Genomic DNA, 21,078 nt, shown 5'->3' with positions numbered 1-21,078 from the left:
CATGGATTCTATCCTGACGATCGTTATCATTGTAGTAAGCTCTATTCTAGTGCTGCTCATGATAGAGCTTGTGATAAGAAATCGTTCATATAAAGATATTGAAGCACTGGAGCAGTGGAAACAAGAAATAAAAGATAAACCTGTGGCAGATGAACTAAAGCGAGTAAAAGATTTGAACATGACAGGTCAAACAGAAGAACTGTTTGGTAAATGGCGTGAAGAGTGGGATGAAATCGTATCAACAACTCTTCCAAAAGCTGAAAAAGATTTAGGGCAAGCGCGAAAATTCGCCTCGCAATTCTCCTTCCGCAAAGCAAAGCATGCGATGAACGAATCCATAAGTGGTTTAGATGACGCTGATAATCGTATTACAGACATTTTAAATGAATTACAGCAACTGTTAGAAAGCCATGAAAAAAATAGCTCGGAAATTGAAGGGTTACGTGATACATATCGTAGTATGAAAAAGAGTGTTCTTGCTCATCGACACATGTATGGAGCAGCTGAGCAGAGAATTGAAGAGATGCTAGATGCCGAATCTAATAAATTTAATAGTTTTGAAGAAGCAACAAATAATGGCGACTATTTAAAAGCGAGAGAAATTGTTATTAGTTTGGAAGAAGGTTTAGCTAATTTAGAAATCATTATTCACCAAATTCCAGATTTATTGGTAGAGTGTCAAGCAACGTTACCAGTTCAACTGGAAGATTTATTACACGGACATAATGATATGGTAAGACAAGGTTATGTATTAGATTACCTGGAAATCCCTAAAGAAGTTCGCGATATGACGACACAACTACAAACATGTTTAATGGATATACAGGAGCTTCATATAACGGAAGCGGCTGAAAAAGTAGAAAAATTAAAAACTCGTTTAGACGGTTTTTATGATCAACTAGAACAAGAAGTGCATGCGAGACATTATGTAGAGCAAAAAACACTTTCTGTTTATGAAGATTTAGAAGAACTTCGTGAAGAAACAATTGAAACGAAAGCAGAAACGCAACTTGTGAAACAAAGCTATCAGTTACAAGATAAGGATATTGAGTCTCAAAAAGTAATTGAAAAGCAAATGCACATTTTAATGAAACGTTTTGAAGTGATGCAATTACGCGTTGCTGAACAAGATATTGCATTCTCTATAATTCGTGAGGAACTAGAAGAGGTTTATGAGCAATGTGAAACTTTAAAAGTACTTCATGCAGAATATAAAGAAATGCTACAAACGATGCGTAAAGAAGAATTTGAAGCGCGTGAGAAGTTGCAGGAAATGCGCAATACAATTTTTGAAACGAAACGCTTTATGCAAAAGTCGAATTTGCCAGGTCTTCCAGAGAGTATTATGGAAGATTTACAAAGAGGGCAAATGGCAATGCAAGCTGTATATGAGCAATTAGAAATAAAACCGCTAAATATGCATGCTGTAAATAGCAGTTTAGAAGAAGCATACACAACTGTTAACGGTGTAGCTGAAATGACAGAAGAGTTAATTGGACAAGCGTATTTAGTTGAAAAATTAATTCAATACGGAAACCGTTACCGCAGTCATGATGAAAATCTTGCAGAAAGCTTAAATTATGCAGAGAAATTATTCCGTGAATATCAATACGATGCAGCTTTAGAACAAGCGGCTTCTGTACTAGAGCAACTTGAACCTGGCGTTGTTCAAAAAATAGCTGAATATGTAGACAATGAACAAACCCTTTCATAAAGGGTTTGTTTTTTTGTGTAATTTTGAAGGCGATGTTGCTATAATGAATAGCGGAATACAGTAAGGTTATTCGTTTCAAAATAAAGTGAAACTGTAATCAGTGGGGGGGATTCATCCCCAATGATTACTAGCCTTCACCAATCGGGATAAAACGGAACCTTTGTGTAGTCTTAGCGTAATTACACGTATTTATGATATGATTATATGATGTGATAGCGCTGAAAGGGGAAGAACGATGATCTATTTTGATAATAGTGCGACGACGAAGCCATATCCAGAAGCCCTTCAATCGTACGTAACGGTTGCTGGGAAATATTTTGGAAATCCTTCTTCTATTCATTCGCTTGGAGGAGAGGCAGAGCGTCTATTAACACAATCAAGAACGATTGCAGCGCAGCTTCTTCACGTAAAACCTTCTGAAATTATTTTCACATCGGGTGGAACGGAAGGGAATAACCTTGCGATTAAAGGGATAGCGATGAGGAATCGTTCGCGCGGCAAACATATCATTACAACAAATATTGAACACGCGTCTGTGTTTGAGGCATATAAGCAATTAGAAGAACTCGGGTTTGATGTAACATATTTACCGGTTAACGAGCATGGTGTTGTATCGGTAGAGGATGTGAAGCGAGTGCTTCGTGAAGATACAATTCTTGTTTCAATTATTCATGTGAACAACGAAACTGGAGCAATTCAGCCCGTTGCTGAAATTGGAACGTTATTATCGAATTATCCGAAAATAAGATTCCATGTGGACCATGTACAAGGGATAGGAAAAGTACCGCTTAATTTATATGCTTCGCATATTGACCTTTGCTCAATATCTGGACATAAATTCCATAGTGTAAAAGGAACAGGTCTTCTTTACGTGCGTGATGGCGTAAGATTAGATCCGATTTTATCAGGTGGTCAACAAGAGCTTAAGTATCGCTCTGGTACAGAGAACTTACCTGGCATTGTAGCGATGGTGAAAGCACTTCGCATGACAATGGAACAAGTGAAAGAAAAGATAGCTCATTTGCAAAGTTTACAAACAGAGCTTGTACGTTTCTTTAAAGAAATGGAAGATGTAACAATTAATACGTCGCTTGCATATGCAGCACCACACATTTTAAATGTGTCGTTTGTCGGTTTAAAACCGGAAGTGGTCGTTCATGCTTTAGAAGAACACGGTGTATATGTATCAACGAAGTCTGCTTGTTCTTCAAAAGCAAATGAAGTGAGCAGAGTGTTAGTGTCAATGGGAGTACCGCATGCAGCTGCTGCAAGCGCTATTCGTATTAGTCTAGCACCAGACAACACGATGGAAGAAGTAAAACAATTTGAAGGTATTGTAAAAGAGACAATGCCAAAATTATATGAAGTGATGAGGTAAAGAAATATGATGACATATGAATATATTTTAGTACGTTACGGAGAAATGACGACAAAAGGTAAGAACCGTTCTAAATTTGTAAGCACATTAAAAGATAACGTTAAGTTCAAACTGAAAAAATTCCCAAACATTAAAATCGATGCAACACATGACCGTATGTACATTCAGTTAAATGGCGAAGACCATGAAGCGATTGCTGAAAGATTGAAAGATGTATTTGGTATTCATAAGTTTAATTTAGCGATGAAAGTACCATCAGAATTAGAAGATATTAAAAAAGGTGCATTAGCAGCTTTCTTACAAGTAAAAGATGATGTGAAAACATTTAAAATTACAGTGCACCGTTCTGATAAACGTTTCCCAATGAAGACGATGGAGTTACTTCCAGAAATCGGCGGGCACATTTTAGAAAATACAGAGGATATCACAGTAGACGTCCATAATCCAGATGTGAATGTACGTGTAGAAATTCGCAGTGGTTACAGCTATATTATGTGTGGTGAGCACATGGGAGCTGGCGGTTTACCAGTTGGCGTTGGCGGAAAAGTAATGGTACTTCTTTCTGGTGGTATTGATAGCCCAGTAGCAGCGTACTTAACGATGAAACGCGGCGTATCTGTGGAGGCAGTTCACTTCCATAGTCCACCTTTCACAAGTGAGCGTGCGAAACAAAAAGTAATCGATTTAGCACAAGAGTTAACGAAATACTGTAAACGTGTAACACTTCACCTTGTTCCATTTACTGAAGTGCAAAAAACGATTAATAAAGAAATTCCATCTAGTTATTCTATGACAGTAATGCGTCGTATGATGATGCGTATTACAGAGCAGATTGCAGAGGAGCGTAATGCACTTGCAATTACGACTGGTGAAAGTCTTGGACAAGTAGCGAGCCAAACGTTAGATAGTATGCATACGATTAATGAAGTGACAAACTATCCTGTTATTCGTCCGCTTATTACGATGGATAAATTAGAAATTATTAAAATCGCTGAAGAAATCGGCACATATGATATCTCAATTCGTCCATACGAAGATTGCTGTACAGTATTCACACCAGCAAGCCCAGCGACGAAGCCGAAGCGTGAAAAAGCGAATCGTTTTGAAGCGAAATATGATTTCACACCATTAATCGAAGAAGCTGTAGCAAACAAAGAAACAATGGTATTACAAACGGTAGAAGTAGTAGCGGAAGAAGAAAAATTCGAAGAACTTTTCTAAAACCATAAATTACCATATCTAAAATGTGTATGAAGTCATGTTATTTATCACACTCTATACTCACAAGGAGGTGATATAACATGGCACGTAGCACAAATAAATTAGCGGTTCCTGGTGCTGAATCAGCATTAGACCAAATGAAATACGAAATCGCTCAAGAGTTTGGTGTTCAACTTGGAGCGGATGCAACATCTCGCGCTAACGGTTCTGTTGGTGGCGAAATTACGAAACGTCTAGTTTCACTAGCTGAGCAACAATTAGGCGGTTTCCAAAAATAATTCCATATACAATGGCTTAGAAAGAGCGGGTTCTCCCCGCTCTTTCTTTTTGTTGTTCGTATTAGTATAAATTCATTTCGACAAAAGCATAAAAAAATTGTCAAAAGAAGAGGGTTCAAAATTTACTGAAAATTCTTTATTATATAAGGGAGGCATAAAGAAAAAGGAGGATGTTTATGAAGAGAGAGGAATTGTTGGCACCACCATCTTATAATTTAGTTTCAGAAATAGAGAAATATACAGACGATAAAGAGAAGCTTGCTTTAATTTGGCAAGATGATAAAGGGAATAGACGAGAAGTTACATATTTTGAATTAATGCAAGGTGCAAATAAAATTGGAAACGCTTTTATAAAAAGTGGCTTACAAAAAGGGGACAAGCTCCTTATTATGATGCCGCGTTTAATTGAAGCTTACATGACGTATATCGCTGCGATTAAAGCAGGATTTGTCGTAATTCCGAGTTCGGAAATGTTGCGTAAAAAAGATATTGAATACCGCATTGGACACGGAGAAGTAAAAGCGATTGTAAGTTATGAACCATATATCGGACAGTTTGATAACATAGGGGCGATGGAATCTCTTCAAAAGTTCGTTCTGAGCGAGCAGTCAGTAGACGGATGGATCAATTTAAAAACAGCATTAGAAACAGAAAGTGACATGTTAGAAATGGCGAAAACAGATAAAGAAGATATGGTCTTTTTATCTTATACGTCAGGGACGACAGGAAACCCGAAAGGAGTTGTTCATACGCATGCGTGGGCATACGCTCATTTACGTACGAGCGCCCCAAATTGGCTCGGAATTGAAGAGAATGATGTTGTATGGGCAACGGCTAGCCCAGGGTGGCAAAAGTGGATTTGGAGCCCGTTTTTAGCCACTCTCGGTTCAGGGGCAACAGGATTTGTATACAACGGTAAGTTTGAACCGAAAACGTATTTAAATTTATTAGACGATAATAAGGTGAATGTGCTTTGTTGTACACCGACTGAGTATAGATTAATGGCAAAGGTAGAAGACTTGACTGAGTACAATTTAGAAGCGTTACATAGCGCTGTATCCGCAGGTGAGCCGTTAAATAGAGAAGTCATTGAAACGTTCCAAAAGCACTTTGATATTACAGTAAGAGATGGCTATGGGCAAACGGAAAATACATTACTTGTTGGCGTAATGAAAGGGATGGATATTAGACCGGGATCAATGGGGAAACCAACGCCAGGAAACCATGTTGATATCGTTAATGAAGAAGGAATCCCAGTGCAGGTAGGAGAAGTTGGCGATATTGCAGTTCATATTGAAACACCAGCCCTCTTTAAGCAATATTATAAAGATGATGAACGCACAGCGATGCAATTCCGTGGTGATTATTATATTACGGGTGATAAAGCGAAAAAAGATGAAGACGGCTATTTCTGGTTTGAAGGGCGCGGAGATGATATTATCATTAGCTCTGGTTACACAATCGGGCCGTTCGAAGTTGAAGATGCACTTGTAAAACATCCTTACGTAAGAGAATGTGCGGTTGTCGCAAGTCCGGATGAAATTCGAGGGAGTGTCGTGAAGGCATTTATCGTATTAAGAGAGAATATAGAAAAGAACGAAGAAACATTAATTCCAGTGCTCCAACAACACGTGAAAGAACTCACTGCACCATATAAATATCCTCGCAAAATTGAATTTGTAGATGAACTACCAAAAACGATTTCCGGAAAAATTCGTCGTATTGAACTTAGAAAACAAGAGATGGAGCTCCCTTCCAAATAATTTTGAAAATAGAGAAGTAAATAGTTGAATGAAATGTAAAACGATGATATTATAAAAACGAACACAAGTTCGATTTTATAAACTAAAAAAAGAGGTGTCCGTATGATTTTAGGTATTAATCCGTACTTAGTTTTAGATGGTAGTGGGCAAGAAGCTGTACAGTTTTACAAAGAGGCATTAGACGCAAAAGTAGAAGTAATGCAAACTTTTGGTGACATGCCTGAAAATCCAGAATACCCGATTCCAGCTGAAGCGAAAGAGCGCGTTTTACATGCTACTTTAAAAGTTGGTAATACGGACCTTATGATTTCTGATACATTCCCAGGTCAAGGGCATGCAATCGGATCTCAAGTAACAATCGCAATTCAAATTAGTAATGCAGAAAAAGCAAAAGAAGTATTCGAAAAGTTACAAGAGGGTGGAGAAGTTATTATGCCACTTCAAGAAACGTTCTGGAGCCCAGCATACGGACAACTAAAAGATAAATTTAGCATTGAATGGCAAATTACAACGTCTACTACTGAACAAAAATAATTTTGGGAAAGCACCATTTTTAATTCAAATGGTGCTTTTTTTATACGGATTAATCTCGTAGACTAAAGGGAAAAAGGGGATGAGCATATGGGAGAAATTTGGTATGGCGGCACCATTTACACGATGCGAGAAGAGAATGAAAAAGTAGACGCTGTTTATGTTGAAAACGGTGTGATCGTTGATGTCGGGAGTAAAGAAGAGTTAGAAGACCGATATGCTACTACGGTTAAATTGCACGATTTAGAAGGCAAAACGATGATTCCAGGTCTCGTTGATAGTCATATGCATCTTATTGGGCATGGAGAGAGGTTACTCCGTCTAGATTTATCAAATTGTACATCTTATGGCGAAGTACTTACTCTTGTTCAGAAGCAAGTAGAAGACGCGCCAAAAGGTTGTTGGATTATCGGAGAAGGCTGGAATGAAAATAACTTTACAGATACGAAAGATGTTCACGCACGTGATTTAGATGCAATTTCGAAAGAACATCCCATTTTATTAAAACGAGTTTGTCGTCACGTTACATGGGTGAATTCATACATACTGCAAGAAGCGAACATAACAGAAGAGACGCAAGATCCGAAAGGCGGGAAAATTGGCCGGGATGCATCAAATAAGTTAACAGGGCTTTTATATGAACAAGGACAAGAATTAATGAAACACGTTCAGCCTGAAATTGATAAAGCTTATTTACAAAGAGCTTTGCAAACAGCGATTAAAGACTGCTGGCAATACGGAATCGTTGGTGGGCATACGGAAGATTTAAATTATTACGGTGGTTTTAGAAAAACGTATAATGCGTTTTCTTACGTTATAAAAGAAATGCCATTTAAAGCGCATTTACTCGTTCATCATGAAGTAGCACATGAAAGAAAAGAATATGAAAATGAGCACTATATTGAATTTGGTGCGATGAAAATTTTTTCTGACGGTTCTTTTGGCGGAAGAACTGCTTTATTAAGTGAATCGTATGAAGATGCGCAGGAAACAAATGGAGTTGCGATTTTCTCACGTGAAGAGCTTGCAAGTTTAGTGAAAAAAGCACGAGATTTACATATGTCAGTTGCCATTCATACAATCGGTGACTTATCGCTTGAATATGTCATTGATGCGCTTGAATTACATCCACCAGCAGAAGGGGTGCGTGACCGTATTATTCATTGTCAGCTAGCTCGTGAAGAGTTGATTGAAAGAATGAAACACTTGCCAGCTATTATTGATATTCAACCGGTCTTTGTTTCATCAGATTTTCCATCAGTCATTGAAAAACTAGGCGAGCGTCGTCTTCGTTACGCGTATGCTTGGAAGACGTTACTGGACGCAGGCTTACATTGCAACGGTGGTTCAGATGCTCCTATTGAACAAGTGAATCCGTTTTTAGGCATATATAGCGCTGTTACACGTAGAAGTTTTATTGACGGTGTATGCTATATGCCTGAGGAAAGATTAACGGTATATGAGGCTGTTTCTTTATTTACGACAGGAAGTGCTTATGCAATAGGAAAAGAAGCGAAGCGAGGACAAATTATAAAAGGATATGAAGCAGACTTTACGATATTAGATCGAAACATATTTGAAATAGAGGCAGAAGAAATAAAAGAAGTACAAGCCGAAATGACCGTCATTGATGGCCAGGTTGTCTATAGAAAAGATGCGTAAAATATATCAGCGATTATTAAAATATATCGACTTACCGACAAAAACTGACAAGAATAGCGACCGGATAGCGAGAGATTGTTGGCCGTGCCAATCGGGATAAATAAATAACCGCAGAATTATGGGATCCCCATAATTCTGCGGTTATTTTAATACTATAAAAATGTTCTCTGTACTTTTTCCCAGAAGGAATTGTTTTTTAATTTTACTGTTTTAATTTGTTTATCGCTTAAGCGTACAACAGCTTTTTCAACTTGTTTAATGCTAAGCGCTTCGTTATCCATGCCGATAACAGGATAATCGTTACCGTCTGGTTTAAGTTTTAAAGTTAGTGTACGTTCGTGGTTTAAGATGAACGGTGAACCGAGCGTACGGTATGTGTTGTTATTTAAAGATGCTAGTTCGCTTACTTGGAAACATGGGATAAGCGGATCGACAACGGCACCATGTAATGATTTGTTGTAAGCTGTACTTCCTGTTGGGGTAGAAACAACTAAACCGTCACCTCTAAATGTTTCGAAATATAAATCATCAACGTGAACATCTACAACGAACGTTTTAATAATGCTAGAACGTAATGAGAATTCATTTAAACAATGGAAAGATGTACCGTGATCTACATCTACCTGAATTGTTGGATATTTTCGCACTTCAATTTCATTTTTTGTAATTTCTTGAAGGGCTGTATCAACGTGATCAATGTGGAAATCACAGTAGAAAGAAATTTCATCTTTCGTAGAAATCCCTGCGTATAAGCAATCTTCTCTAAAACCAGTTTTACGAACGGCTTGTAAGAAAGTTGCATCATCTCCAACACTGACGATAGCGTTTGCATTTTTTGGTTGATCTAATATGGTAAATCCATTCTCTTCTAAAATACGATAGATTGGTTTCATCTTTTCAACGAGCGTTGCTTTGTCATCACCATAAAAGAAAAATAAATTGCGACGATCTGCCATTATGTATCCCTCCACTGCAGTTAAATTTTCTGTTTTTCGTGCTACATATCATTAGAGTCCGTTCCCTGATGATATGTTCAAATAATATATTTCGATATAAATTGTCAAAATACCTTTTTATTATTAGAAAAATTTTTATATTCAATCTTATGGAACTCTGTTTAATGATGAATAAACTTGTCGATAATGGGTACGGAGTGAAAGGATGATACGTATGAAGTGGCTCGTAATTGGAATAATAATTCTTCTCCTTTTTATTTTGCTTATACTATTGTCGAAAATAAAGCTTAAAGTGACATTTTTATATTCAGAAATGGAAAAGCAATGTTTGTTTCAAGTGAAAATATGGATGATTCGATATACATTTGATGTGTTGGAAAGAATTGAAAAACAGCAGAAAAAGACAGGGCAGAAAATCGAAAAAGCTGAAAAGGACGGCGGAATAGATAATAAAATTATGGCGCAACTTGACAGCATCGGGGAACTGATAAAAAGGCTTCAAAAAGTTCATACTATCGTTAAAGATTTTCTCAAACGAGTGAAAATCAATGGTTGGAAATGGCATACGCAAATTGGAGCAGGCGACGCAGCTAGTACTGGAATTGTCACTGGATATGCATGGGGGACAAAAGGAATGGCTGCTGGAGTTATAGGACAATATATGCATATTGTCGATGTACCAGAATTTGAAATTATCCCTGTTTTTCAAGGGAAGGGATTTGCATCAAGGTGCGAGTTAACAGCATCTTTTCGTATATTTCGTGCTATAAAAACAGGACTCAAATTACTCATGTTTATGAGAAAGCAAAAATCTGGTATGACAGAAAAATCTGTTCAAGCATAGGGGGGATATAGAGTGGACCATCCAATTCAAGGTTTAATGACAACCGCAATGCAGCATTTAAAACAAATGACTGATGTAAATACAATTGTTGGTGATCCAATTAAAGCAGCAGATGGAAGTGTAATTCTTACTGTTTCGAAAGTAAGCTTTGGTTTTGCTGCTGGTGGAAGTGAATTTGGTAAAGTAGAACATTCAGGTCGTCATCCATTTGGCGGGGGAAGTGGTGGAGGAGTTTCTATTAATCCTGTTGCCTTTCTTGTTATAAATGGAGATGGTGTGAAAGTATTACACTTAGATAAGCAGACACACGTCATTGATAAAATAATTGAATTAGCACCACAAGCTGTTGATAAAGTGAAAGAAATGATGGATAAACGAAAAGAAGATGATCCTGAATTTCAAATTTAACGAATAAAGAAGCTAATCAATGGATTAGCTTCTTTAATTTTTTTGTAAATAAAGCGATTTTATTTGCATTATCGATGGGGACAAACTATCATTTACATTGTACATATTTTGTTTTAAATAAGGGAGGATTTTCAAGTGGCAAACGTAACTTTTAAAGGTAATCCAATGACTTTAGTTGGAACAGAAGTTAAAGTTGGCGATCAAGCGCCAAACTTCCAAGTATTAGCAAACGACTTATCTTCAGTAAGTTTAGAAACATACAAGGGCGAAGTAAAATTAATTAGTGTTGTACCTTCAATCGACACAGGTGTATGTGATGCACAAACACGTCGTTTTAACCAAGATGCAGCAGGTATTGAAAACGCGAAAGTATTAACAATTAGCGCTGACTTACCATTCGCTCAAAAACGCTGGTGTGCAGCAAACGGTTTAGAAAATGTTGTAACACTTTCTGATCACCGTGACCTTTCATTCGGTGAAGCTTACGGCTTAGTAATGAAAGAACTTCGTTTACTTGCTCGTGCAGTATTCGTAGTAGATAGCAATGACAAAGTAGTTTACGCAGAATATGTAAGCGAAGGTACAAGCCATCCAAACTATGAAGCAGCATTAGAAGCAGCTAAATCTGCAAAGTAATAGGAAGGAAATGACCTCTTATAAAGAGGTCGTTTTTTCTCATCTATTGCTGCGAATGGTAACGATAGATGAGAAAAAATGTTATATCATACATAACTTGAAAGGGAGCTCTTTACAGGAGGTCGCTTTTTCTTTTTGGAAAAAATCACTTTGTGGTATGATATAAGTTATGTGTAAAAGAGAGAAGGAGGAATGTACGTGAGTCAGACAGTGGAAACATTATTTTCTATTTTTGATTCTTCTACGGTAGTTTTACGTAAAGAATTAGATGTAACATATTTAGAGGCGCTTGTAGAAACAGGTGATAACTTGTTTGAAGGTGCGATTTTACAAGAGGAATTATCCGAATCAACAATTGAAAGGTTGAATCGTGAATATAGTACGTTTAATGAAGAAACATATAAAGGTGAAGAAATTCGTAAAGCATTTCAGCTAGCCATTTTAAAAGGAATGAAAGAGGGCGTACAAGCAAATCACGAAATGACGCCAGATGCAGTTGGAATGTTCATGAGCTACTTATTCCATAAATTTATGCAAGGCAAAACAGAAATTACTGTTTTAGATCCTGCAATTGGAACAGGTAATTTAATGACTACAGTATTTAATAGCGCTAAAGAAGAGCTAGCAATGAGTGGATTTGGTGTAGAAGTGGATGAAGTGCTAATTAAACTTGCTTTAGTAAATGCAAATTTACAAAAGCATGGAATCGAATTCTTCCATCAAGATGGACTAGCACCACTTTATATTGATCCAGTTGATGCAGTCGTTTCAGATTTACCAATTGGTTATTATCCAAATGAAATCAGTGCGAGTGAATATAAGTTAAAAGCAGATGAAGGAATGTCATATGCGCATCACTTATTTATTGAACAAAGTGTGAAACATACGAAAGAAGGCGGGTATTTATTCTTCTTAGTACCAAACTTTATTTTTGAAAGTGATCAAGCGCCGACACTACATGCATTTATTAAAGAAACATGCTTTATTCAAGGTTTGTTACAGCTACCTGTTTCCATGTTTAAAAACGAGAAAAATGCAAAAAGTATATTTGTTCTCCAAAAGAAAGGCCAAGGTGTAACAATGCCGAAACAGGCACTACTAGTGGAATTACCTAAATTCTCTAATATGAAGGCTATGGAGAACATTATGGATCAATTAAATACTTGGTTTGCAACACAAAAGTAACACGATATATATGTAACAGGGTTAGTGATTAGTGTAGTACAGTTGTATAGAATATGTCATATTTTTTAATATATACAAGATTTAACTGAATTTTTTTGAAATCTGTAATATATTTTTTTTCTTGGTGTTACAATTTTTTCACTTGAAATATATGTCGGACGATGTTTAAATTAAAATCGTGAGTATAAAATTTACTGATGATGAAACGTTTTCATAGTGAGTGAATTTAATTAGATAAAATCGAGCGGTTTGTGGAATGATCCACACAACTACCAAGAGAAAAAGGGGCGAAAGACTAGATGTCAAAAATCATCGCGATTAACGCAGGAAGCTCTTCCTTAAAATTCCAATTATTTGAAATGCCAAGTGAAACAGTATTAACAAAAGGTTTAGTAGAACGTATCGGTTTAGAAGATAGTATCTTCACTATTACTGTAGATGGCGAAAAACAAAAAGAAATTACAAACATCCCAGATCACGCAGTAGCAGTTAACATGCTTCTTAGCAAATTAACTGAAAATGGAATCGTAAAATCTCTTGATGAGATTGGCGGTATCGGTCACCGTGTTGTACACGGCGGCGAAAAATTTGCGGATTCTGTTTTAATTACTGATGAAGTATTAGCGGAAATCGAAGAATTAAGCGATTTAGCACCACTTCACAACCCAGCAAACCTTGTTGGTATTAAAGCATTCCAAGAAGTATTACCAAACGTACCAGCAGTAGCAGTATTCGATACAGCATTCCACCAAACAATGCCGGAATCTGCATTCCTATACAGCTTACCGTATGAGTACTATGAGAAATTTGGTATCCGTAAATACGGTTTCCACGGAACTTCTCATAAATACGTAACTGAGCGTGCGGCTGAATTATTAGGTCGTCCAATTGAAAGCTTAAGCCTACTTTCTTGTCACTTAGGTAACGGTGCAAGTATCGCAGCAGTAGAAGGCGGTAAGTCTATCGATACTTCTATGGGCTTCACTCCACTTGCTGGTGTAACAATGGGTACACGTTCTGGTAACATTGACCCTGCGTTAATTCCATACATCATGGAAAAAACAGGCCAAACTGTAGAAGAAGTAGTTAACGTATTAAACAAGAAGAGTGGTATGTTAGGTCTTACTGGTTACTCTAGTGACCTACGTGACATCATTGCGAAAGAAGAAGAAGGCGACCACCGTGCGAAAGTAGCACTTGACGTGTTCGTAAGCCGTATCCATAAATACATTGGTTCTTACACAGCTCGTATGAAAGGCGTTGACGCTATCATCTTTACAGCTGGTGTAGGTGAAAACAGTGCAATTATTCGTGAGCGCGTATTAGAAGGCCTTGAGTACATGGGCGTATACTTCGACGCAAAACGCAATAACGTATTCGGTGAAGAAGCATTCATCAGCTTCCCTCACTCTCCAGTAAAAATTATCGTAATTCCAACTGACGAAGAAGTTATGATTGCTCGTGACGTACTACGTCTTGGAGATATTGGTTAATATATGAAAAGAAAGACGAGATCCTATAGGATTTCGTCTTTTTTCTTTTTAATATATTTTAAAATTCCATCTGGATATAATAATTTTTCCTTCTGAATGAATGCAGTAATGGGAACCCATTTTGCATATGACGCTGTTTGCTCATCTTGTATATTCACTATTTCCATTTCATATAGTGATCTGTCTAATAAACGCAAAGAATATAGTTGAATAATCTCATGACCAATTTCCTCATCTAGATGAAAGATGTTTTCTAAGCAACCTAAATAATCGATAATTTCTACTTCTGTATGAAGCTCTTCATTAAACTCTCGAATAACTGTTTCATCTGATTTTTCTCCGAGTTCAATTGATCCACCAAGAGGACGGTAATAGGTTTCATTGTCTATATTATATTCTTGTAGTAGAAGTCGATTGTGATGTATAACAATACCAAAGGATTTTGCACGTGGGTACATGAATATGATCGCTCCTTATTCATTTATATGTGGATAATTATAAGTTGAAATATAGAGAAAATCACCTTTTTATTCACGTTGTTGAGCTAATTGTAATACCGTCTAATAGTTCTTTCCAAAATGCTTCATTGTACTGGTATATATCCATCACTGGGCATTTTATAACGCAAATGTTTTGTAATCCCCAATCTTCTTCAGTGATAGTTGGTACATCGGCAGGAAGTAATAAAAGGACGGAGAAGTTATACTTGACCATTTGAGATAAAATTTGTTCAAGAAAAAGTGCTTCTTCATATGTTCCCCCGGTTCGAATAAACAATATGGATTCTTCCATTTCTACTGTAGTTAGAAAACGATTAATCCGATGCTCATAATTTAATTTAATATCTGTATAAGAAGGCCAAGAAGTTGGTGTATTTACATCTGTTTTAAAGTCATGGCAGGAGTCAATTTCATAAATGTTGTCTCGTAGTCTTAATTTCGCATCATCATCCCAAAATGAGATGAAGGACAAATTTTCTAATTCTAAAAAACGGTGAAAGCGATTTTGTAATAATAAATTTACTTTCTCTAATGAAGGACTTAGCATAAAATCAATAACGCCAAAAAATGGGGATAATCCTAGTTGATATAAAGCCCAAGCAGGCCAGCAGTTTTGTCCTAAGCTAAATACAGCATTATACTTTTGTTTTATATTGGATAGATTCATGTGATTCATCTCATCCTTTTTGCTAATATTTTATGTCATTAAAAAATGGTATGTGAATGGAGATAGACAAGCATATTTGCAAAGAATAAGCAGAAATATGTTACAATAGAAAAAAATCGAACGAGGTGGTTGTTACGATGCGATCGAAGCGAGAACAAGCCATTTTAGACAATATAAAGGAATGGGAAGCGCAATTAGTTGAGCAAGAAGCGACCGATTTTCAAAAAGTGTTTGATAAATGGTTACATACTACAGTTGCGAAATTACCTGAGAAAAAACGAAAAGAATTCTTTACGAAAGCAGATGGATGGCTTTTTCATTTGCATGCACTGATTCAAAGTTCACAATCACAATTAGATGCACGTAATCGTATTTTAGGAACATCAAGATTATTTAATGAATCAATTGAACAACTTGAAGATTTGAAAGCATTATCTATTGATCAGTTAACATACATAGCAGAGCAACAAACAGCACGTCATCGTCTATATTCATTCGTGCAAGGCGGAGCAACGGGTGCTGGAGGATTATTATTATTGACAGCTGATTTTCCGGTTATGATTGCGTTAAATGTGAAGGCTGTCCAACTTATTGCAACATCGTTTGGGCATGATGTGAACAAGCCTTATGAAATGATGCTGGCGTTAAAGGTGTTTCATGCGTCATTATTGCCAGGAAGACTTCAGCAATACGCTTGGTACAACTTGCTACGAGAGCTGGAGCAAGAAGATTCGTTCTTTTATGAAGGAGACGAAGCAGTGTTACAAACAGCCTCTACCGAAGTTTTGTTAAAGCAAATTTTGAAAACATTTTCAATTTATGCTCTTCGTCGTAAATTATTCCAAGGTATCCCAGTCATCGGAATGGCAATCGGATCTACAGTAAATTATCGTTTAACAAGAAATGTTACTGAATTTTCCAATCGATTTTATCAAGTGCGCCACATAATGGAGAAAGAAAAAAAATCATAAAAAAAGCGAGAGGCCGAAGCCTTTCGCTTTTTTAATTTGTTGCATGTTTTTTGGTCATTGGAATAGATACTGGTTGCTTTTCTGCTGCTTTTTCTGCTTTTGGATAATAAATTAAATCCAATGTTTTTGCCTGTACGGCAATTGAAAGAATAGTAAAAGCAATTTCTGTCCAATTTAAATAATATAATGAAAGCGCAAGAACAATCGCGTCAAAGACGAAGAAAATTTGCCCAATTGTAAAACGAGTTCGTTTACTTAATACAATTGTTAAAATATCGTCTCCACCGGTTGCACCGCCAAATCGCAATATAAAACCGAGTCCAATACCAGCTAAAGCACCGCCAACTATTGCAGCTATAAATAAATTGTTTGATAAATCTACCGTAAATGGAGAATAATTTTCCATAAGGGAATAAAATACTCCGAATGAAATTGAACCTAAAAATGAATAGCCAACCATTTTTTTACCTAAAAATGAAGCGCACAGTAAAATAATTGGGATATCCATTATTACAGTTGAAATAGATGGTGAAATATCATAAAAATTTTGGATGAATAGTGCAATACCTACAAATCCACCTTCTGTTAAGTGGTTTTGGAAGTGAATGTGATATAGCGCTGCCGCTAAAATAAATGAACCGATTAAAACCATAAAAACTTCTTTAATAATTTGTCGACTTTGGATGTTCCTCATCGTTATTCCTTCTTTCCGTAGTTAGTAGTCCTTTTTGTGTTGTAAACTAACTACGAGCTCACATGTAGCTTTCAGTTAGTTTACGAAAAAACTAACTACGCTATATGTCGCTGAAGAAATAACGAATAATCCTCTCGTCCATCAATTCTCCCTACCTTCGTTTTAGTTTAAGTCTTAAAACGACTAAACAAAACGTGGAGTAGGATTCGTCATTTAGCAATCCTGCTCTTCTTTGTTTTGTTTAGCTAATAACAATTAAGTCCTAAACAAAACGCTACGTGTAAGAAGAGTCTTTTTTTTGCCAAATTATCCTTCGGGCAATCATAATTTCCCCACTCTCGTATTTTTTTCGCTAGACTAAAGTATCTGAGCTGAAAAATACGCTACGTGTATGATTCGTCAATACGATGCCACATGCTCCTTCGAGCGATCATGATATCAAAATCCCTTCCTTCAAGATTTATATTATTATATCATACTTTCAAAAAATGTATGCGGATGGAAACCGACAATAAACGGAGGGAATCTACAAAAATTGTTATGTTTAAATATTTTTGTAGAAAAGCCTAAGTTATTTTGTAGGATTGGACAGTTTTTAGAAGTTTGTCCAATAAGTAAGCAAAGATGGTTTTTTATTCAGTTGTATTGTTTTCGTCACCTTTATCTTTAAAAAATGCATCCCAGCTAATCACACTTAAAAATGTTAAAGCGATAATAATGAAAGCTCGCATCATTTTGAGGCCTCCTTTTGTACATAGTATATGAATATCTTACTTTGTAATGTGTCATTTTTTTACATATTATATTAATATAGATAGATGAAAGGGAGAGTGGAGATATGCTAAAAGACATGTTTAAAAGAAGAGAATTAAAATGCGTTTCATGTCAGAAAAAGATTGAATATGAAGAAGAGCTAGTTGCTTTTGTGAAGTTGCCGAAAGAAAGAAGTATATTAGTAGGTCCGTTTGATGTATGTTTAGCAAAAACGGCGCAAGAAATATATTGCAAAGCTTGTTACGACAAAAAAGCATGACCCAAAGTGAATGAGGGGCATGCTTTTTTCATTGGTGTGCTTTTCCCTCAGATACATTTTGAGTGAGGCGATACCAAAGCCAAAGGTCGTTAATAATAGAGGCTAAATCAGCTATTTCAGAATTAAGCCTACAGGAAATTTCAAAATTATCTTCGTTATTTAAACGATGTTGTTTTTGATTAATGTAATGTTCAAGCTCTTTTATACGATCAGGTATTTTTCCGCGAATTTGCTCCCATTTTAATAAAATACCATGCTGTGTTTTTTCAGAGATGTCTTCCCATTCTTCTTGTATGTTTGGCACTGCAATTCCTAGATGTTCATTGTATATAAAATACTTTTTCATAGATACACCTCCAATTTCCTGCCTCTATTTTACATAAAAAAAGAAAGAAATTCGACGAAATTGTTTGAAAAAAAATTATGAATTCCCCTTGATTCATTTTATGAAAGGTGTTAAAGTTTGAATTATTATAATAAATAATGAATATTTATTCTTTAGGGGGATGTAAAATGGAGAAGAAAAAAGTTGTATTAGCATATTCCGGAGGTCTTGATACTTCCGTTGCAATTAAATGGTTACAAGAGAAGAATTATGATATTATCGCGCTTTGTTTAGATTTAGGGGAAGGAAAAGACTTAGCGTTTGTAAAAGAAAAAGCACTTTCAGTAGGTGCAATTAAATCGTATATGATTGATGTTCAAGAAGAATTCGCGAATGAATATGCATTGATGGCGATGCAAGCACACACGTTATACGAAGGGAAATATCCTCTTGTCTCTGCATTATCTCGTCCACTTATTGCGAAAAAATTAGTAGAAATCGCAGAACAAGAAGGCGCAACTGCAGTTGCACACGGATGTACAGGGAAAGGGAATGACCAAGTTCGTTTTGAAGTTTCTATTCAAGCATTGAATCCATATTTAGAAGTGATTGCGCCTGTACGTGAATGGAAGTGGTCACGTGAAGAAGAAATTGCATATGCAAAAGAAAACGATGTACCAATTCCAATTAATTTAGATAGCCCATTCTCAATCGATCAAAACTTATGGGGACGCAGCAACGAATGTGGAATTTTAGAAGATCCATGGGCAGCGCCGCCAGAAGATGCATACGAAATGACATTAGCATTAGAAGATACACCGAATAAACCAGAGTTTGTAGAAATTGGCTTTGAAGCAGGCGTACCGACGACTTTAAATGGTACTGCATATTCACTTTCAGAATTAATTAAAGCGTTAAATGCGCTTGCTGGAAAACATGGCGTTGGACGTATCGATCACGTAGAAAATCGCCTTGTTGGTATTAAATCGCGTGAAGTATACGAATGTCCAGCAGCAATGACGTTAATCACGGCGCATAAAGAGCTGGAAGATTTAACGCACGTAAAAGAAGTAGCTCATTTTAAACCGGTGATTGAGCAGAAAATAACAGAACTTATTTATAACGGTTTATGGTTCTCTCCTTTAAAACAAGCGCTTCATGCTTTCTTACAAGAAACGCAAAAGAATGTAACAGGTACAGTGCGTGTGAAATTATTTAAAGGTCATGCGATTGTAGAAGGGCGTAAATCTGAATACTCGTTATATGATGAGAAATTAGCTACGTATACTGCCCAGGATGAATTTAATCATGATGCAGCAGTTGGATTCATTTCATTATTCGGTTTACCGACGAAAGTATACAGTCAAGTGAATCAAAAGAAGGTGGAAGCGTGAGCAAACTTTGGGGCGGACGTTTTACAGAAGAAGCGGAAGCATGGGTTGAAGAGTTTGGAGCATCCATCTCCTTCGATCAACAATTAGTAAATCAAGATATAAAGGGAAGTATTGCACATGTAACGATGCTAGCAAAGCAAGGCATCATTACGAAAGAAGAAGCAGAGAAAATAAAGGTAGGTCTTCAGTATTTATTAAAAGAAGCAAAAGAGAATAAGCTTCAATTCTCAGTAGAAGCAGAAGATATTCACTTAAACATTGAAAAAATGTTAATTGAACAAATTGGCGAAGTAGGAGGGAAACTTCATACAGGCCGAAGCCGTAACGATCAAGTAGCGACTGATATGCATTTATATTTAAAAGAAAAAGTAGAACATATTATTAAAGCTACAAAACAATTGCAGACTGTTCTCGTTCATCAAGCGGAAAATAATATTGAAACGATTATGCCTGGCTATACGCATTTGCAGCGTGCCCAGCCAATTTCATTTGCACATCATATTCTCGCGTACTTTTGGATGTTAGAGCGTGATGTGAATCGTTATGAAGATTCATTAAAGCGTATTAACATTTCACCATTAGGAGCAGGAGCATTAGCTGGGACAACATTCCCGATTGACCGAGAATATAGTGCGGAGCTTCTTGGATTTAATGGAATCTATGAAAATAGTTTAGATGCAGTAAGCGATCGTGATTTCATACTGGAGTTCCTAAGTAACTCATCTATGCTCATGATGCACTTATCACGCTTCTGCGAAGAACTTATTTTATGGAGTAGCCAAGAGTTTCAATTTATTGAAATGAGCGATCAATACGCAACGGGAAGCAGCATTATGCCGCAAAAGAAAAATCCAGATATGGCGGAACTAATCCGCGGTAAAACAGGCAGAGTATACGGTAATTTATTTAGTTTACTTACAGTCATGAAAGGATTACCGCTCGCTTACAATAAAGATTTACAAGAAGATAAAGAAGGAATGTTTGATACAGTAAAAACAGTAGAAGGCTGCCTTCACATTATGGCAGGCATGCTGGAAACGATGACTGTAAACAAAGAAAAAATGGGGCAAGCTGTAACGCAAGATTTCTCTAATGCAACAGAAATTGCTGACTACTTAGCGAACAAAGGATTACCATTTCGTCAAGCTCATGAAATTGTTGGAAAGCTAGTGCTACACTGCACACAAAAAGGAATTTATTTAGTAGATGTACCACTTGCAACGTATAAAGAAATGAGCTCGTTGTTTGAAGAAGATTTGTATGAAGTTCTTTCGCCATATGCCGCTGTAAAGCGTCGTAACAGTGCTGGCGGGACAGGGTTTGAGCAAATTGAAAAAGCTTTGGAGAAGGCGAAAGGGTTAGTTGGAGAGTTTGTAGGAATTAAATGATGTATGAGATAGAAGGTAAGGTGCTTTTTATAGAAAG

The 21,078-nt window shown here is 36.6% G+C and carries 21 protein-coding genes; 16 read left to right on the top strand and 5 right to left on the bottom strand.

What is annotated here, in order from left to right; all coding sequences use genetic code 11:
* Window position 1 precedes the first annotated feature (1 nt).
* The 7 genes from ezrA (at window position 2) to JDS98_RS09995 (ending at window position 8,547) form a co-directional block, all read left to right on the top strand.
* Complete coding sequence (ezrA, locus tag JDS98_RS10025) at window positions 2-1,714, top strand: septation ring formation regulator EzrA (RefSeq protein WP_000377321.1); 1,713 nt, start codon at window positions 2-4, stop codon at window positions 1,712-1,714.
* Window positions 1,715-1,949: 235 nt separating this feature from the next.
* Window positions 1,950-3,092 (top strand): cysteine desulfurase family protein, encoded by a 1,143-nt coding sequence (locus JDS98_RS10020; protein WP_000638978.1) that lies wholly within the window; start codon window positions 1,950-1,952, stop codon window positions 3,090-3,092.
* A gap of 6 nt (window positions 3,093-3,098) precedes the next feature.
* Window positions 3,099-4,313 carry a tRNA uracil 4-sulfurtransferase ThiI gene (gene thiI, locus JDS98_RS10015; RefSeq protein ID WP_000989269.1) on the top strand — a complete coding sequence of 405 codons (1,215 nt, stop codon included), beginning with the start codon at window positions 3,099-3,101 and terminating at the stop codon, window positions 4,311-4,313.
* Between the two features lie 80 nt (window positions 4,314-4,393).
* The gene (locus JDS98_RS10010) at window positions 4,394-4,591 is read left to right on the top strand and encodes an alpha/beta-type small acid-soluble spore protein (protein ID WP_000124490.1); all 198 of its coding nucleotides are present in this window, start codon (window positions 4,394-4,396) and stop codon (window positions 4,589-4,591) included.
* A gap of 176 nt (window positions 4,592-4,767) precedes the next feature.
* Complete coding sequence (mbcS, locus tag JDS98_RS10005; RefSeq protein ID WP_000817731.1) at window positions 4,768-6,354, top strand: acyl-CoA synthetase MbcS; 1,587 nt, start codon at window positions 4,768-4,770, stop codon at window positions 6,352-6,354.
* A gap of 102 nt (window positions 6,355-6,456) precedes the next feature.
* Window positions 6,457-6,888 carry a VOC family protein gene (locus tag JDS98_RS10000; RefSeq protein WP_000600354.1) on the top strand — a complete coding sequence of 144 codons (432 nt, stop codon included), beginning with the start codon at window positions 6,457-6,459 and terminating at the stop codon, window positions 6,886-6,888.
* A gap of 87 nt (window positions 6,889-6,975) precedes the next feature.
* Entirely contained in the window at window positions 6,976-8,547 is a 1,572-nt protein-coding gene (locus JDS98_RS09995) for an amidohydrolase (protein WP_199633853.1), read from the top strand.
* A 152-nt stretch (window positions 8,548-8,699) separates the two neighbouring features.
* On the opposite strand, the gene JDS98_RS09990 is transcribed toward JDS98_RS09995, so the two are convergent.
* Window positions 8,700-9,503 carry an NAD kinase gene (locus tag JDS98_RS09990; protein WP_000785189.1) on the bottom strand — a complete coding sequence of 268 codons (804 nt, stop codon included), beginning with the start codon at window positions 9,501-9,503 and terminating at the stop codon, window positions 8,700-8,702.
* Window positions 9,504-9,708: 205 nt separating this feature from the next.
* On the opposite strand from JDS98_RS09990, the gene JDS98_RS09985 reads away from it, so the two are divergent.
* The 5 genes from JDS98_RS09985 (at window position 9,709) to ackA (ending at window position 14,069) form a co-directional block, all read left to right on the top strand.
* Complete coding sequence (locus tag JDS98_RS09985; RefSeq protein ID WP_199633851.1) at window positions 9,709-10,347, top strand: DUF2953 domain-containing protein; 639 nt, start codon at window positions 9,709-9,711, stop codon at window positions 10,345-10,347.
* 12 nt (window positions 10,348-10,359) lie between these two features.
* Window positions 10,360-10,755 (top strand): GerW family sporulation protein, encoded by a 396-nt coding sequence (gene ytfJ, locus JDS98_RS09980; protein WP_000350003.1) that lies wholly within the window; start codon window positions 10,360-10,362, stop codon window positions 10,753-10,755.
* Window positions 10,756-10,890: 135 nt separating this feature from the next.
* Window positions 10,891-11,391 carry a thiol peroxidase gene (gene tpx / locus JDS98_RS09975; RefSeq protein ID WP_097959240.1) on the top strand — a complete coding sequence of 167 codons (501 nt, stop codon included), beginning with the start codon at window positions 10,891-10,893 and terminating at the stop codon, window positions 11,389-11,391.
* 198 nt (window positions 11,392-11,589) lie between these two features.
* Window positions 11,590-12,576 (top strand): class I SAM-dependent methyltransferase, encoded by a 987-nt coding sequence (locus JDS98_RS09970; RefSeq protein WP_199633849.1) that lies wholly within the window; start codon window positions 11,590-11,592, stop codon window positions 12,574-12,576.
* Between the two features lie 299 nt (window positions 12,577-12,875).
* Window positions 12,876-14,069: an acetate kinase gene (gene ackA, locus JDS98_RS09965; RefSeq protein ID WP_000034585.1), complete on the top strand. Its 1,194-nt coding sequence runs from the start codon at window positions 12,876-12,878 to the stop codon at window positions 14,067-14,069.
* 23 nt (window positions 14,070-14,092) lie between these two features.
* Here the strand turns inward: ackA and JDS98_RS09960 are convergent, their stop codons facing one another.
* A complete protein-coding gene (locus JDS98_RS09960; RefSeq protein WP_000283516.1) occupies window positions 14,093-14,527 on the bottom strand; it encodes an NUDIX hydrolase in 435 nt (144 codons plus the stop codon).
* A gap of 73 nt (window positions 14,528-14,600) precedes the next feature.
* Window positions 14,601-15,236: a DUF1796 family putative cysteine peptidase gene (locus tag JDS98_RS09955; protein WP_097959242.1), complete on the bottom strand. Its 636-nt coding sequence runs from the start codon at window positions 15,234-15,236 to the stop codon at window positions 14,601-14,603.
* 137 nt (window positions 15,237-15,373) lie between these two features.
* Here JDS98_RS09955 and JDS98_RS09950 point away from each other — a divergent pair, with 137 nt between their 5' ends.
* Window positions 15,374-16,207 (top strand): EcsC family protein, encoded by an 834-nt coding sequence (locus tag JDS98_RS09950; protein WP_097926618.1) that lies wholly within the window; start codon window positions 15,374-15,376, stop codon window positions 16,205-16,207.
* A gap of 31 nt (window positions 16,208-16,238) precedes the next feature.
* On the opposite strand, the gene JDS98_RS09945 is transcribed toward JDS98_RS09950, so the two are convergent.
* The gene (locus JDS98_RS09945) at window positions 16,239-16,901 is read right to left on the bottom strand and encodes a YitT family protein (protein ID WP_001244520.1); all 663 of its coding nucleotides are present in this window, start codon (window positions 16,899-16,901) and stop codon (window positions 16,239-16,241) included.
* Between the two features lie 838 nt (window positions 16,902-17,739).
* On the opposite strand from JDS98_RS09945, the gene JDS98_RS09940 reads away from it, so the two are divergent.
* Entirely contained in the window at window positions 17,740-17,934 is a 195-nt protein-coding gene (locus JDS98_RS09940) for a hypothetical protein (RefSeq protein WP_000910296.1), read from the top strand.
* A gap of 28 nt (window positions 17,935-17,962) precedes the next feature.
* Here the strand turns inward: JDS98_RS09940 and JDS98_RS09935 are convergent, their stop codons facing one another.
* Window positions 17,963-18,280: a radical SAM protein gene (locus JDS98_RS09935; RefSeq protein ID WP_199633847.1), complete on the bottom strand. Its 318-nt coding sequence runs from the start codon at window positions 18,278-18,280 to the stop codon at window positions 17,963-17,965.
* A 167-nt stretch (window positions 18,281-18,447) separates the two neighbouring features.
* On the opposite strand from JDS98_RS09935, the gene JDS98_RS09930 reads away from it, so the two are divergent.
* Window positions 18,448-19,653: an argininosuccinate synthase gene (locus tag JDS98_RS09930; protein ID WP_087970565.1), complete on the top strand. Its 1,206-nt coding sequence runs from the start codon at window positions 18,448-18,450 to the stop codon at window positions 19,651-19,653.
* Window positions 19,650-21,041 (top strand): argininosuccinate lyase, encoded by a 1,392-nt coding sequence (argH, locus tag JDS98_RS09925; RefSeq protein ID WP_199633846.1) that lies wholly within the window; start codon window positions 19,650-19,652, stop codon window positions 21,039-21,041. The genes JDS98_RS09930 and argH overlap by 4 nt, the downstream gene beginning before the upstream one ends.
* The last annotated feature ends 37 nt before the right edge of the window (window positions 21,042-21,078 follow it).

The sequence above is a fragment of the Bacillus cereus group sp. N11 genome, from assembly GCF_016483605.1.
Lineage (GTDB): Bacteria > Bacillota > Bacilli > Bacillales > Bacillaceae_G > Bacillus_A > Bacillus_A toyonensis.
This window is presented reverse-complemented; position numbering and strand designations above follow the sequence as displayed.